The sequence below is a fragment of the Acidovorax sp. SUPP2825 genome (genome assembly GCF_030158995.1).
Classification (GTDB): Bacteria; Pseudomonadota; Gammaproteobacteria; order Burkholderiales; family Burkholderiaceae_C; genus Paracidovorax.
Window position 1 is genome coordinate 118,328 of sequence record NZ_BQXK01000008.1, and the last position, 13,100, is coordinate 131,427.

Below are 13,100 nucleotides of genomic sequence, written 5' to 3' on the forward strand. Positions count from 1 at the left end.
CAACGCTCAAGCGTACACCAGCGTGCCTTCGTCCTCACCCATGACCACGCGCTTGAGCGCGCCGTGCTTGATGATGGAAAACACGCGGATCGGCAACTTCTGGTCACGGCACAGGGCAAACGCCGTCGCATCCAGAATCCCCAGATTGCGCGACATGGCCTCGTCGAACGTGAGCTTGGTGTAGCGGGTCGCCGTCGGGTCCTTCTTGGGATCGGCGGTGTACACACCGTCCACCTTGGTCGCCTTCAAAACCACCTCGGCGCCGATTTCGGCACCCCGCAGCGCTGCCGCGGTGTCGGTGGTGAAGAAGGGATTGCCGGTACCGGCGGCGAACACCACCACCTTGCCCTCTTCCAGGTATTGCAGGGCCTTGGGGCGCACGTAGGGCTCGACGACCTGCTCGATGGCGATCGCCGACATCACGCGGGCCGTCAGTCCCTGCTTGTCCATGGCGTCGGCCAATGCCAGCGCGTTCATGACCGTGGCCAGCATGCCCATGTAATCGGCGGTGGCGCGGTCCATGCCGACCGAGCCGCCGGCCACGCCGCGGAAGATGTTTCCACCACCGATCACCACGGCCACCTGCACACCCATGCGGGTGACCTCAGCGATCTCCTCCACCATCCGGACGATGGTGGCACGGTTGATGCCGAAGGCATCGTCCCCCATGAGCGCCTCGCCAGACAACTTGAGCAAAATGCGCTTGTGGGCTGGTGCAGCGATGGACATGGGGACTTCTCCGTGGGGCAATGGAATGGCGGGTGAGGTGGCGATGGGGTCTGCGATCAAGCGGCAGACTTGGCGGCTGCCACCTGGGCGGCCACTTCGGCAGCGAAGTCGTCCACCTTCTTCTCGATGCCTTCGCCGACCACGTACAGCGTGAACGCCTTGACCGTGGTGTTGGCGCCCTTGAGCATCTGGCCCACGGACTGCTTGCCGTCGGCGGCCTTTACGAAGACCTGGTCGAACAGGGACACTTCCTTGAGGTATTTCTGCACGCCGCCTTCGATGCGCTTGCTGACGATTTCGTCGGACTGCACGGCCTTGCCCTCGGCTTCCGCCTTGGCCTTGTCTTCCGCGGCCTTTGCAGCGGCGACCGAGCGTTCCTTCTCGATCAGGTCGGCAGGCACGTCGGCGCTGGTCAGCGCGACGGGCTTCATGGCAGCGATGTGCATGGCCACGTCCTTGGCAGCGGTTTCGTCGCCTTCGAACTCGACCACCACGCCGATGCGGGTGCCGTGCAGGTAAGAGGCCAGCTTGTTGCCGGAGAAGTGCTTGAAGCGGCGGAACGACATGTTCTCGCCGATCTTGCCGATCAGGCCCTTGCGCACTTCTTCCAGGGTGGGGCCGAAGCCGTCCTGGCTGTAAGGCAGGGCACCCAGGGCTTCCACGTTGGCGGGATTGTGCTTGGCCACCAGTTCGGCAGCGGCCTTGGCCAGCGCGAGGAAGCTGTCGTTCTTGCTCACGAAGTCGGTTTCGCTGTTCACTTCGATCAGCCCGCCGGTCGTGCCGTCGATGTAGCTGGCGACCACGCCTTCCGCGGTGATGCGGGCGGCGGCCTTGCCGGCCTTGGTTCCCAGCTTCACGCGCAGCAGCTCTTCCGCCTTGGCCAGGTCGCCTTCGGCTTCCGTCAGGGCCTTCTTGCATTCCATCATGGGGGCATCGGTCTTTGCACGCAGTTCGGCGACCATGCTTGCGGTAATTGCAGCCATCTTTTTCTCCAGTCTCAGTTCAGTTCGTTACAGCATTCGGGCTAAAAAAAAGGGGGCTAACCAGGAGCCCCGCTTTCATTCGCGACAGGTCGCGCGGCCGGGAATCAGGCAGCGGTTTCTTCCACTTCCACGAATTCGTCAGAGCCTTCGGCAGCCACGGCCTTGACCACGTCGTTCACGGCATTGGCACGGCCTTCGATGATCGCGTCGGCGATACCGCGGGCATACAGGGCCACGGCCTTGGCCGAGTCGTCGTTGCCGGGGATCACGTAGTCGATGCCTTCAGGGGAGTGGTTGGAGTCCACCACGCCGATCAGCGGAATGCCCAGCTTCTTGGCTTCAGCCACGGCGATCTTGTGGAAGCCCACGTCGATGATGAAGATGGCATCAGGCAGTGCATTCATTTCCTGGATGCCGCCGATGTCCTTTTCCAGCTTTTCCATTTCGCGGGTGAAGGTGAGCTGTTCCTTCTTGCTCATGGCGTCGAGGCCGCCTTCTTGCTGGGCCTTCATGTCCTTCAGGCGCTTGATGGAGGTCTTGACCGTCTTGAAGTTGGTCAGCATGCCGCCCAGCCAGCGCTGGTCGACATAGGGCACACCGGCGCGCTGCGCTTCGGTGGCGAGGATTTCGCGGGCCTGGCGCTTCGTGCCTACCATCAGGATGGTGCCGCGGTTGGCGGTGAGCTGCTTGGCGAACTTTTGGGCGTCCTGGAAGAGCGGGAGCGACTTTTCCAGGTTGATGATGTGGATCTTGTTGCGATGGCCGAAGATGTACGGGGCCATCTTGGGGTTCCAGAAACGGGTTTGGTGACCGAAGTGGACACCGGCTTCCAGCATTTCGCGCATGGTGACGGACATGAGAATTTCTCCGAAGGTTGGGTCTAAAATCCAGCCCCAATAACTGCCGGCTTGCAAGAAGAAGGCAGCACCTTGAAAGGGCTGGTTTGCGATTTGTCTTGCCAAGTTGTCGGCCACGCACTGCGCAGCCACCAGCAAAACCCAAAGATTCTAGCATGGCAGATTGACCGAGCCCAAACGGACCCTTGCGCCACCGGCGCGGCCGGCGCCGGCAGGGCCCGCCTGGAAACAGGCCCTTGGAAAACACAAAAACAGTAGCAGCCAGCGCAGTGTCCATTAGCGCCGGTGCCTGAAAGAGCTCAGAAACCAAATGCACATCGCCATCGTGGGCGCCGGGATCGTCGGCGTCACCACTGCTTACGAACTGACGTGCGACGGCCACGAGGTTTCGGTTTTCGAACAACGCAGCGCCGCGGCCGAGGAATCGAGCTTCGCCAATGCCGGCCTGTCCTCGCCTGCCCTTCTCATTCCCCTGGCGGCCCCCGGCATCGGCGGCCCGCAAAGCACCCGGCTCTGGGGACGCCATGCGGCGGTGCGGATCGCGAAGGGGGTGACGGCTTCCGAGCTGCGATGGCTCTGGCGTTGGCGCAAGGCCGGCCGTTCGCCGGCCCTTCCGATGGCCCTTTCCGCACTGGAGCAACTGGGCCGCTACAGCCAGGCGCGCATGCGGTGGGTGTCGGAGCAGTTGCAGGTGGACGCGGAAACCGGCCGCGGCGCGCTGGTCCTGCTGCGCACGGTCGAAGACCTGGCGCACGTGCAGCCGGCCCTGCAACTGCTCCGGGACGCGGGCATGGCCATCCACGACGTGGATGCCGAGACCGCTCGCCAGATCGAGCCGGGCCTGTCGCCCGACGCCCCCATGATCGGCGCCCTGCACATTCCCGACGGCGAGTCCGGCAACTGCCGCCTCTTCGCCCAGATGCTGCGCTATGCCGCGCAGGAGCGCGGGGCGCAATTTCATTTCAATGCCCAGGTCACCGGGCTGGATGCGGCGCCCGCGGGCCTGCGGATCGCCGGCGAGACGCTGCCGCGCCGGTTCGATGCCGTCGTCGTCTGCGCCGGCGTGGCAGCGGCGGCGCTGTTGCGCCCCTTGGGCGCCGAGCTACCGATGGCCGCGCTCCACGGCTACTCGATCAGCGCCCCGGTGCGCGAAGACTCCCATGCCCCGCAAGGATCGGTCGTGGACCCGCTCCACCGGGTGACGATCACGCGCCAGGGCCAACGCGTGCGCATCGCGGGTGGCGCTGAACTCGGCCGGGGCGATGGCGCGCACCATGCGCCCACGCTGCAAACGCTCTACCAGGCCATCTCCGGCTGGTTTCCCGGCGGGGTGCAGGTTTCGTCGGGCCAGGTGCAGGTGTGGCGCGGCGCCCGCCCCACCCTGCCGGACGGTGCCCCGGTCGTGGGTCCGAGCGGCCTGCCGGGGGTGTGGGTCAACGCCGGCCACGGCGGATGTGGCTATGCGCTCGCCAGTGGCAGCGCGCGGGCCCTGGCCGACCTGATGGCCCAGCGCGCGCCCGAGGTGGATCTGCAGCACTTCGCGCTGCGCCGCTTCTGAGCCGGACCTTCCGCCATGCGCTCCGAGCCGCCCGCAGCAACAGCGCCGCAGCCCACCCTGCGCCGGATCACGGCCGATCGGCCCCATCCCCTGTTCGACACGCCGGCCACGCGCCGGATCGAACAGGCCCTGGCAGCGCAGTGCCCCCCGCACACCCTGATGCAGCGGGCCGGTTGGGCGGTGGCCCGGCTGGCCCAGGCCATCGCCCCGCACGCACGCAACGCATGGGTGGTCTGCGGCGCGGGCAACAACGGCGGCGACGGCCTGGAAGCGGCGTTCCACCTGCACCGGGCGGGGCGCATCGCCACCGTGACCTGGCTGGGCCAGCCGGACACGGCGCCGCCCGATGCGCTCGCGTCCTATCGGCGCGCTGCGGCCGCGGGTGTCGTTTTTTCCGATGTCCCGCCGCCCGACATGGGGCCCGATGACGTGTGCGTGGACGCGCTGCTGGGCATCGGCCTGGCGGGCGGCGGCAAGCCCCGTGCGGCCGACCCGCGCATCCAGCACCTGCTGGCCCAACTGCATGCCACGCCTGCCCCAGTGCTGTGCGTGGATACGCCCTCGGGCCTGTCGGGCGACACGGGCCAGTTCTCGGCCGGACTGACGCCGCCGCCGGGCGCCGCGGCGTCTGCGCGGCACACCCTGGCCCTGCTCACCTTGAAGCCCGGGCTGTTCACCGGGAACGGGCGCGACGCGGCCGGACAGGTCTGGTTCGACGACCTGGGCTGCGGCGCGACGGACGTGGCGCCCTGCGCCTGGCTGGCGGCAGCGCCACCGCCCGCCCACCGCGCCCATGCCAGCCACAAAGGCAGCTACGGCGATGTGGCGGTGGTGGGCGGAGAAGGGCTGCGGGCCCGGGGCATGGGCATGGCGGGCGCAGCGCTGTTGGCGGCATCGGCGGCGCTGCACGCGGGCGCCGGGCGGGTGATGGTGGCCCTGCTGGACGGGGGCGACCTGTCCCTCGACCCCATGCAGCCGGAATGCATGTTCCGGCGTTTCGAAGCGCTGCACCTGGAGCAAGGCACCGTGGTCTGTGGATGCGGCGGGGGCGAGGCCATCCGGGCGGTGCTGCCGAAGGTCCTGGCCGAGGCGCGCCGCCTGGTGCTGGATGCGGATGCGCTCAATGCCGTGGCCGGCGACACCTCCTTGGCGAAGGCGCTGCGCGATCGCGCGGCGCAGCCGGGCCGGCATACCGTACTCACACCCCACCCGCTGGAAGCGGCCCGGCTCCTGGCGGTGGACACGCCAGGCGTGCAGGCCGACCGGCTGGCCGCGGCCTCCCGGCTGGCGGAGCAATTCGGCTGCGCCGTGGTGCTCAAGGGCTCGGGCAGCGTGATCGCTGCCCCGGGGCAAACGCCCCGCATCAATCCGACCGGCAACGCACGCCTGGCGACGGGCGGCACGGGCGATGTGCTGGCGGGACTGGTGGGTGCGCGGCTGGCCGCGGCGTCCGACGTGCCGAACGCCGCCTTCGATGCGGCCATGGCAGCCTGCTGGATGCACGGCGAGGCGGCAGACCAATGGCCTGACGGCACCGCCCTGACGGCGTCGGCACTCGCCCGGCGGCTGACGCCTGGGTGAATTCAGCCCAAAACGGTTGATTTGCGTCAACGGATCGCAACCAACCGTAACTGTCGTCGCAACAGCCTTCCAAAAGGCCTTGTCTGACAGACCGGGCCAGAACGCAAGCGGTTTAATGCGTTCACTCCACCCGCCGTGCAGGCCCCCACCCCTCTTGAAGGACATCTGTCATGAAACGCAAAATCCATTCCGGAACCCGCGCTTTCGCAGCCTTTACGGTGACAGTGCTTCTCGCGGTGGCCGCCACCGCCATGACGCTGGTGCCGGACGAGGCGGTGCAGGCCGCCGACTCGCTGGTGAATCTGCCGGGCAACCTCGAGCAGATTCTTCCCGCGGAATCGTTTCTCAACTGAGTCCGGCATCCCGGCACGGCGCGGGCCGGGGCCGTCCCCTGAACCTCCGCGCCACCCCCTCCCCCTTTGGGTTTCTGCGTCAGCGCTTCTCAGCGCTGAGCCCCTGCTCCAGCACCGACAACCGCCTGCGGGCGGCGGCAGCCGCGGGCCCATCGCCCCTTTGATCGGCACGCTGCGCCGCCAGGGTCAGCCAAGCCAGCAACGGCCGTCGCCACCCCTGCGCAGAGGCGGCCTCCACGGCGGAGTCGACCACCTGCGGCGTTTCCCGGCCGGATTTCACCCACACCCCTGCGGCCACCAGGCGCGACAGCGGATCGGCCAGGCCGGCTTGCGCAGCCGGGCCGGCCGCCCAAGCGCTGCGTTGCGGCTCGGGCAGGTGGGCAGCGGCGGTACTGTCGATGGTGCCGGCCAGGTAATCGGCATAGGCCTGGTCCTGCGGCGCGGCGTCGGCGCGCAGGGCCTCGAAAGCCGTGCACGGCTCCACCACCAGGCTGGCGACCTGGGCGGCGCAGCGCATGAGTTCCACGCGCGCCAGCAGGTCGGGCCGCCCCGTGCGGGCCACTTCCGCCCGGGCCCGGTCCCACTCCAGCTGCGCGATGCGCGGCTCGCCCGACAGGTATGCCTCGGTGGCCTTGCGGGCCGCGCCGTGGGCATTCATCTGCCATTCCGGCGTGGGCGGCTTGGCCGAGCAGGCCCAAAGGGCCAGGCAGGGGAGCAGCGCGGCGGCACGCAACACCGGTGTACGCAGCGGGGAAGACAGCAGGGGTTTCATGGCAGCTTGAGTTCCGTGTCGCGCGCAAACGGCCATTTGCGCTGGATGTCGTTGACCAGCCCCTCCACCTTGCGCAGGTTGCTCTCCACTTCGGCCCGCAAGCTGCCCAGATCGGTGGTGGCTTCGCGCGCGTTGGCGCCGATGGCCTGGGCTTCGGCCAGCACGGCATCGACCTTTTTCAGGCTCTGGCGCGTGTCGGCCAGCAGGCCGTTGAGCTGCACCACCGTGGCCCGCACCTCGGGCACGAGCCCCGGATCGCCCGCCGCTCCGAACACCTGCCGGTCGGCCTTGGCGGCCATGCCGTCGATGCGCGCCAGCAACTGGTTGGTGCGATCCAGCGTGGCGGTGATCTTTTTGGCGTCCGCTTCACTGCCCATGAGCACGTTGAGCGCGCCACCCGGCGCGTTGAGCCGTTCGGTCAGCGTGCGCACGTTGGACAGCGTGCCGCCCAGCGCGGCATCCTGGGCCGTCATGGCCTGCAGGTTGGACAGCAGTTCGCGCGCCGAGGCCATGAGCTGCGGGATCTCGGCCGTGGCATCGCCGCGCAGCACCGGGCGTTCGGCGCCGTCGGCCAGCAGCGGATCGGTGAGGATGCCGCTGTAGGCCTTGATGGTGGTGCCGCCCACGATGCCGCGCACCAGCGTGAAGACGCTGGACTCGCGCAGCCAGTGCGCGTCCTTGCGCGGCACGTCGATCAGGATGCGCACGTTGCCGTCGGGCGACAGCTCGATGCCGCGCACCCGCCCGATCGGGAAGCCCGAAAACGTCATGTCCATGCCGACCACCACGCCCTCGGAGTCGTCGGCCGTGAGCACCAGGCGCTGCGTGGGCTCGAACACGCCGCGTGCGTATAGCAGGTAGAACGCCGAGCCCACGATGAGCGCCAGCGTGAACAGGAGCAGCGCCGCGGCCTTGCGCTCCAGGTTCGCCACCGGGCGCTGCGCTTCGAGCAGCGCCTCGCTGGCGGCATCGTCCGCTTCGGGGGAAGGGGGCCGCTCAGCCATGGCGCGCACCGCCGTGGGCCCGCGGGCCGAAAGCGCCGGCGGGGAAGGTGTCTGGGTCGGGCATGAAAGCGTTTCCTCGGTGAGGCCACGGCGCGCAGCGCGGGCCATGGCCGGTGTCGTTCGTCATATGGGTCACGGAACGGGTTAGTAGTAATTGCCCAGCAGGGACGCGACTTCGATCAGCAGCAGCACGGCGAACATGCGCGCGAGCCCGCCCAGTTCGGAGCCGTGGCGGCCCCGGCCGTCGCCGTTTTCGTAGAGCCCCGCCGCCATGGGAATGAGGGCCACGGCCAGGCTGAAGAACAGGGTCTTGAGCACGAACACCAGCGTGACGGCCGGCGTGAACACCTGGCCGAACATGCGCGTGTAGCTCGGCAGCCCTGCGGTGTTGAGCCCATACACCCCGAAATAGGCCATGGCGAGCGCGACCACGCACGACAGCGCCGCAAGCGTGATGCTGGCGTAGATGCCGGCCACCACCCGGGGCAGCAACTCGACGCGGATCGGGTCGGCGCCGTGCCGGCGCAGGCTGTCCAGGCGGCCGGCCTGGCGCATGAGGGCGAGCTGGGTGCCGTTGGGGATGGTGGTGCGCATGGCAACGAAGAGCGCGGCGGTGAGCGGGATCAACTCCAGCACCAGCACGCGGATGACCATCTCCAGCGCGTAGCGCGACAGGCCGTAGCTCAGCGCCGTGACGACGACGATGCGGGTGATGACCAGGCTGACCAGCGCCGCCAGCACCGTGAACCCCAGCAGGATGGGCGCCGTGTCCTGGTACATGTGCCGCGCGAGCCGCCAGCGCGTGGCGCGCCCGTAGCTGGACGGCGAAAGCATGAGCACCAGCGCCACCGACCCGAGGTGCACGATGCGCCACCAGGCCACCGCCCAGCCCCGCGCGGCGCGCCAGATGCGGTCGATCAGCGAGGGGGATGGCAGGCCGGCGATCATGCGGCCATCATAGTGGACGGGCCGCCGGCGATGCGTAACAAAATTGGCCTCCAGCGCATATTCCACTAGGGCGTTCCGCTATCAATTTCATTGCAATGCGGGTGGTGACCGGGGGTCGCGTGGCCTGGCGTCACACGTGCCGTTTGGCCATCGGCGCGGGCGGCGGCACGGTTTCGGCATCGGCGCGGGCGTGCAGCGCCTCGATCACGCGGCAGCGGCCGGCATCGGTGCCGTCGCAGCGGCCGCGCAGCGAAAGCAGCTCTTCCTCCAGCGTGCGCAGCTCCTGCAGCCGGGTGCGCACGTGCTGCAGATGCTCGTCCAGGGTGTCGCAGGCCGCGTGGTCAGCCGCTGCGCCGCTGTGGTCCAGCGCCAGCAGGGTGCGCACCTCGTCCAGCGACATGTCCATGGCCCGGCACAGCCGGATGAAGCGCAGGCGGTGCACCTCGTCCGCGCTGTACAAGCGGTAGCGGTTGTCGGCGCGGGTCTGCTGGGGCAGCAGGCCTTCCTTCTCGTAATAGCGGATGTTGGCGGCCGGCACGCCCGACAGGCGGGCGGCATCTCCGATACGGTGGCAGGGGCTTTGGGCAGACATGGCTTGACCTTCGAGCGGCTTCAAGGTTTTCAATCATGGCACGGCGGCATCGCGCGCGCCCCGACACACCAGGAAAACCATGACGAAACACAGCCACGACCTTTCCCCTGCCGGCCACGACGGCCATGACCACGCGGGGCACGGCCACGGCCCGACGCCGGCCCCGGCCTCCTCCGCCGCCGCCCGGCCGGCCACCGCACCCCGCATCGATGTGTCCTGCTGCGGTGGCGGGTGCTCGGCCCCCGCGCCCCAGGCCGGCACGAAGGCGGCAGCCGCTCCGGCGGGCGAAGCACACGGCGAACACGGCCATGCCTCCGAAGGCGACCACGACGGACACGACCACGGCGCCCTGCCCGGCTGGGGCCGCCTCGCCGCCGCCCTGGTGGCGGCCACCGGCGCCGAACTGCTGCACCTGCTGGGGCCGGACACCACGCCGTGGCGCGTGGCGGGCATGGGCGTCGCCGCGGCGGCCATCCTGCTGGCGGGGCTGGGCATCTACCGCAGCGGCCTGCGCTCGCTGATGCGAGGCCAGTTGGGCATCAGCGCGCTGATGGCGGTGGCCGTGACGGGCGCGTTCCTGATCGGCCAGTGGCCCGAGGCCGCCATGGTGATGGCGCTGTACGCCCTGGCCGAGCGCATCGAGGACCGCGCCGTCGGCCGTGCGCGGGACGCCATCGGCGCCCTGCTGGCGCTCAGCCCCGACCAGGCCGACGTGCGCGGCCCGGACGGCCAGTGGCGCACGGTGCCCGCCGCCGACGTGGCCGTGGACAGCACCGTGCGCATCCGCCCCGGGGGCCGCGTGCCGCTGGACGGCGTGGTCACCACCGGCCGCAGCGCGGTCGACGAATCCAGCGTGACGGGCGAGAGCCTGGCCGTGGACAAGGCGCCGGGCGATCCGGTGTACGCCGGCACGCTCAATGCGCAGTCGGAACTGGAGTTCCGCGTGACGGCCGCGGCCGGCCAGACCACGCTGGACCGCATCATCCGCGCCGTGGAGCAGGCCCAGAGCGCCCGGGCGCCCACGCAGCGCTTCGTGGACCGCTTCGCCGCCGTGTACACGCCCGCCGTATTCGCCATGGCCGTCGCCGTGGCGATCGGCGCCCCGCTGCTGTTCGGCTGGACCTGGCTGGATGCGATCTACCGCGCGCTGGTGCTGCTGGTGATCGCCTGCCCCTGCGCGCTGGTGCTGGCCACGCCCGTCACCGTGGTGAGCGGCCTGGCCGCCGGGGCCCGGCGCGGCATTCTCATCAAGGGCGGCAACTGGCTGGAGTTGGCCCGCGGCGTGCGCGCCGTGGCCTTCGACAAGACCGGCACCGTGACCGCCGGGCGCCCGGTGCTGGTGGGCCGCGAGTCCTTCGGCAGCGATGGCGCCCAGGATGTGGCGGCGGCGCTGGCCGGGCGCTCGGACCACCCCGTCTCGAAGGCCATCGCGGCCGGGCTGGGCACCCCCGCCGACCTTCCCGAGGTGGAGGACTTCACCGCCCTGCCCGGGCGCGGCGTGCAGGCGCGCATCGCCGGTGCCACCTGGCTGCTGGGCAACCGCCGGCTGGCCCAGGAAAAGGGCCTGTGGACCGATGCCGTGGAGGCCGCCGCCGCCGCGCACGAGGCCCTGGGCCGCAGCGTCACGCTGCTGGCCGACGGCCAGGCAGTGCGGGCGCTGTTCGCCGTGGCCGACACGCTGCGCCCGCAGTCGGCGCAGGCCGTGGCGGACCTGCGCGCGCTGGGCATCGTGCCGGTGATGCTCACCGGCGACCACGCCGCAGCGGCCCAGGCGGCCGCGCGCGAGGCCGGCATCGACGAAGTGCAGGCGGGCCTGCTGCCCGAGCAAAAGCTGTCGGCCATCGCCGCGCTGCAGCAAAAGCACGGCATGACCGCCATGGCGGGTGACGGGATCAACGACGCGCCGGCCCTGGCCAAGGCCGACATCGGCTTCGCCATGGGCGGCGCCGGCACCGACGTGGCGATGGAGACGGCCGACGTGGTCATCATGAACGACGACCTGCGCCGCGTGGCCGAGACCGTGCGCCTGTCGCGCCGCACGCATGCCGTGCTGATGCAGAACATCGTGCTGGCACTGGGCATCAAGGCGGTGTTCTTCGGCCTGGCGCTGGCGGGGCACGCCACCATGTGGATGGCCGTGTTCGCGGACATGGGCGCCAGCCTGCTGGTGGTGGCGAACGGCCTGCGCATGCTGCGCAGCGAATCGCTATCAAAACAATAGCATCCGGCACAATCAAAACCCCGGCACCGGCCCGTTTTCGCTGGATTTTCTTGGCGCAGCCCGCCGGCCCCGGGGAGGGGCCGGTCCGCGGCCTTCCCGGGCGGACGGCGCGCTGGCGGCACGGCAGGCCCGGATTTCGCTCTTTGAAGGTCGCGCTTCGCACATTCGCGTGCGGGCGCAGGCGCAGCGTGGGGTAATCATGGGTTCGACACCTCCTAGAATCCGCCCACCTTCTTCAACGGCGCCAGACCGCGAGCCCTTCAAGAGGCCCCGTTCCCCGGCCACGCCGCCCCTCTTCCCGCATGAGCACCCCCGCCCCGCCCACCCCGACATCCCCGCCCACCATGGTTCCCCACACCGCCACCGAAGACACCGCCGCCCTGTTCACGGGCGTGCTGCTCATTTCGGTGGGTGTGGGCTTTTTCGGCAGCGCCGGCCTGCTCACGGGCGGCACGGCGGGGCTGGCCTTTCTTTTGCACTACGCGACCGACATGGGCTTCGGCAAGCTCTTCTTCCTGCTCAACCTGCCGTTCTACTGGCTGGCCTGGCGCAAGATGGGGCGCAGCTTCACCCTGAAGACCTTCGTGGCCGTGGTGCTGCTGTCGGCGCTGACCGAGGCCCAGCCGGGTCTGATGGAATTCGTCGCGCTGCAGCCGCTCTATGCCGCGGTGGCGGGCGGGCTCATCACGGGCACGGGCTTTCTGGTGCTGTTCCGCCACCGGTGCAGCCTGGGCGGCATGGGCATCCTGGCGCTGTACCTGCAGGACCGCTACGGCTGGCGCGCGGGCAAGGTCCAGATGGCGGTGGACTGCTGCATCGTGCTGCTGGCGCTGTTCACGGTGGACCCGATGCGCGTGCTCTGGTCCATCGCGGGCGCCGTGGCGCTCAACCTGGTCGTGGCGATGAACCACCGCCCGGGCCGCTACATGGCCATGTAGCCGGCGCAGGCTCCGCCCGGAACTCCCGCAGCGCGGGGCTATCATTCCCGCCTATGCGCCGCGGCATGTTCATCTTTCTCATCGTGCTCATGGCCCTTCGGGGCCTGGCGGGCAATGCCATGGCGGCCGGCATGCTGCCGGCGGTGGGCACGGCGGTGCATGCGGCCCATGCAGCGGCCGAACCGCGATCCGGCACGCCCCCGGCGCACACCCTGCACACCGCGGCGCCCTCCGATGCCGCGGCGCTGCCGCCCTGCCATGGCGAGGCCAGCGCCCCGTCGGCCGAAGCCGCGGAGGCCCCCCACGGCGGCGCCGGCGATGCGTCCCCCCACACCAGCCACCACGCCCATGACGGCGGTTGCTCGGCCTGCGGCATCTGCCACTCGGCCATGTTGACGCCCGCGCTGGCGGACCCCGCGCGCACCGCGCTGCCCCGTGCGCCCCTGCCCCTGGCAGAGCGCCGCTTTGCCAGCGCCCTGGCCGCGCAGGCCATCAAGCCACCCATTTCCTGAGCCCCGACGCCCGAAGTGCGTCCGCGATCCGCACCCGCCACCGGCGGCGCGC

General features: G+C 69.9%; 13 protein-coding genes. 6 read left to right on the plus strand and 7 right to left on the minus strand.

Features of this window, described 5'->3' with window-relative positions:
* Positions 1-6 precede the first annotated feature (6 nt).
* The 3 genes from pyrH to rpsB form a co-directional block, all read right to left on the minus strand.
* A complete protein-coding gene (gene pyrH / locus AVAK2825_RS12285; protein WP_272568484.1) occupies positions 7-729 on the minus strand; it encodes a UMP kinase in 723 nt (240 codons plus the stop codon).
* A gap of 56 nt (positions 730-785) precedes the next feature.
* Positions 786-1,712 carry a translation elongation factor Ts gene (tsf, locus tag AVAK2825_RS12290; RefSeq protein ID WP_284398757.1) on the minus strand — a complete coding sequence of 309 codons (927 nt, stop codon included), beginning with the start codon at positions 1,710-1,712 and terminating at the stop codon, positions 786-788.
* Positions 1,713-1,816: 104 nt separating this feature from the next.
* Positions 1,817-2,569 (minus strand): 30S ribosomal protein S2, encoded by a 753-nt coding sequence (rpsB, locus tag AVAK2825_RS12295; RefSeq protein ID WP_272568482.1) that lies wholly within the window; start codon positions 2,567-2,569, stop codon positions 1,817-1,819.
* Positions 2,570-2,879: 310 nt separating this feature from the next.
* On the opposite strand from rpsB, the gene AVAK2825_RS12300 reads away from it, so the two are divergent.
* The 3 genes from AVAK2825_RS12300 (at position 2,880) to AVAK2825_RS12310 (ending at position 6,061) form a co-directional block, all read left to right on the plus strand.
* Positions 2,880-4,127: an FAD-dependent oxidoreductase gene (locus tag AVAK2825_RS12300; RefSeq protein ID WP_284398762.1), complete on the plus strand. Its 1,248-nt coding sequence runs from the start codon at positions 2,880-2,882 to the stop codon at positions 4,125-4,127.
* Between the two features lie 15 nt (positions 4,128-4,142).
* On the plus strand, positions 4,143-5,708 hold the full coding sequence (locus tag AVAK2825_RS12305) for an NAD(P)H-hydrate dehydratase (protein ID WP_284398765.1): 1,566 nt from the start codon (positions 4,143-4,145) through the stop codon (positions 5,706-5,708).
* 170 nt (positions 5,709-5,878) lie between these two features.
* The gene (locus AVAK2825_RS12310; protein ID WP_272568478.1) at positions 5,879-6,061 is read left to right on the plus strand and encodes a hypothetical protein; all 183 of its coding nucleotides are present in this window, start codon (positions 5,879-5,881) and stop codon (positions 6,059-6,061) included.
* Between the two features lie 79 nt (positions 6,062-6,140).
* Here AVAK2825_RS12310 and AVAK2825_RS12315 read toward each other — a convergent pair whose 3' ends face one another.
* The 4 genes from AVAK2825_RS12315 to AVAK2825_RS12330 form a co-directional block, all read right to left on the minus strand.
* Positions 6,141-6,833: a hypothetical protein gene (locus tag AVAK2825_RS12315; protein WP_284398770.1), complete on the minus strand. Its 693-nt coding sequence runs from the start codon at positions 6,831-6,833 to the stop codon at positions 6,141-6,143.
* Positions 6,830-7,837, minus strand: a complete 1,008-nt coding sequence (locus tag AVAK2825_RS12320; RefSeq protein WP_284398773.1) for an MlaD family protein — start codon at positions 7,835-7,837, stop codon at positions 6,830-6,832. The genes AVAK2825_RS12315 and AVAK2825_RS12320 overlap by 4 nt, the downstream gene beginning before the upstream one ends.
* Before the next feature lie 144 nt (positions 7,838-7,981).
* Positions 7,982-8,785 carry an MlaE family ABC transporter permease gene (locus AVAK2825_RS12325; RefSeq protein WP_284398774.1) on the minus strand — a complete coding sequence of 268 codons (804 nt, stop codon included), beginning with the start codon at positions 8,783-8,785 and terminating at the stop codon, positions 7,982-7,984.
* A gap of 130 nt (positions 8,786-8,915) precedes the next feature.
* A complete protein-coding gene (locus AVAK2825_RS12330) occupies positions 8,916-9,377 on the minus strand; it encodes a MerR family transcriptional regulator (protein ID WP_284398777.1) in 462 nt (153 codons plus the stop codon).
* A gap of 79 nt (positions 9,378-9,456) precedes the next feature.
* Here AVAK2825_RS12330 and AVAK2825_RS12335 point away from each other — a divergent pair, with 79 nt between their 5' ends.
* The 3 genes from AVAK2825_RS12335 (at position 9,457) to AVAK2825_RS12345 (ending at position 13,048) form a co-directional block, all read left to right on the plus strand.
* Positions 9,457-11,598, plus strand: a complete 2,142-nt coding sequence (locus AVAK2825_RS12335; protein ID WP_284398780.1) for a heavy metal translocating P-type ATPase — start codon at positions 9,457-9,459, stop codon at positions 11,596-11,598.
* 302 nt (positions 11,599-11,900) lie between these two features.
* Positions 11,901-12,536 carry a YitT family protein gene (locus AVAK2825_RS12340; protein WP_284398784.1) on the plus strand — a complete coding sequence of 212 codons (636 nt, stop codon included), beginning with the start codon at positions 11,901-11,903 and terminating at the stop codon, positions 12,534-12,536.
* A 65-nt stretch (positions 12,537-12,601) separates the two neighbouring features.
* A complete protein-coding gene (locus tag AVAK2825_RS12345) occupies positions 12,602-13,048 on the plus strand; it encodes a hypothetical protein (protein WP_284398787.1) in 447 nt (148 codons plus the stop codon).
* Positions 13,049-13,100 lie beyond the last annotated feature (52 nt).

What these genes read in the sequence shown, in the direction of transcription:
- AVAK2825_RS12310 (WP_272568478.1), top strand. Translation starts at nt 5,879, where the DNA reads ATGAAACGCAAAATCCATTCCGGAACCCGCGCTTTCGCAGCCTTTACG.
- AVAK2825_RS12305 (WP_284398765.1), top strand. Translation starts at nt 4,143, where the DNA reads ATGCGCTCCGAGCCGCCCGCAGCAACAGCGCCGCAGCCCACCCTGCGC.
- AVAK2825_RS12320 (WP_284398773.1), bottom strand. Translation starts at nt 7,837, where the DNA reads ATGGCTGAGCGGCCCCCTTCCCCCGAAGCGGACGATGCCGCCAGCGAG.
- AVAK2825_RS12340 (WP_284398784.1), top strand. Translation starts at nt 11,901, where the DNA reads ATGAGCACCCCCGCCCCGCCCACCCCGACATCCCCGCCCACCATGGTT.
- AVAK2825_RS12300 (WP_284398762.1), top strand. Translation starts at nt 2,880, where the DNA reads ATGCACATCGCCATCGTGGGCGCCGGGATCGTCGGCGTCACCACTGCT.
- AVAK2825_RS12345 (WP_284398787.1), top strand. Translation starts at nt 12,602, where the DNA reads ATGTTCATCTTTCTCATCGTGCTCATGGCCCTTCGGGGCCTGGCGGGC.
- AVAK2825_RS12335 (WP_284398780.1), top strand. Translation starts at nt 9,457, where the DNA reads ATGACGAAACACAGCCACGACCTTTCCCCTGCCGGCCACGACGGCCAT.
- rpsB (WP_272568482.1), bottom strand. Translation starts at nt 2,569, where the DNA reads ATGTCCGTCACCATGCGCGAAATGCTGGAAGCCGGTGTCCACTTCGGT.
- tsf (WP_284398757.1), bottom strand. Translation starts at nt 1,712, where the DNA reads ATGGCTGCAATTACCGCAAGCATGGTCGCCGAACTGCGTGCAAAGACC.
- AVAK2825_RS12315 (WP_284398770.1), bottom strand. Translation starts at nt 6,833, where the DNA reads ATGAAACCCCTGCTGTCTTCCCCGCTGCGTACACCGGTGTTGCGTGCC.
- AVAK2825_RS12330 (WP_284398777.1), bottom strand. Translation starts at nt 9,377, where the DNA reads ATGTCTGCCCAAAGCCCCTGCCACCGTATCGGAGATGCCGCCCGCCTG.
- pyrH (WP_272568484.1), bottom strand. Translation starts at nt 729, where the DNA reads ATGTCCATCGCTGCACCAGCCCACAAGCGCATTTTGCTCAAGTTGTCT.
- AVAK2825_RS12325 (WP_284398774.1), bottom strand. Translation starts at nt 8,785, where the DNA reads ATGATCGCCGGCCTGCCATCCCCCTCGCTGATCGACCGCATCTGGCGC.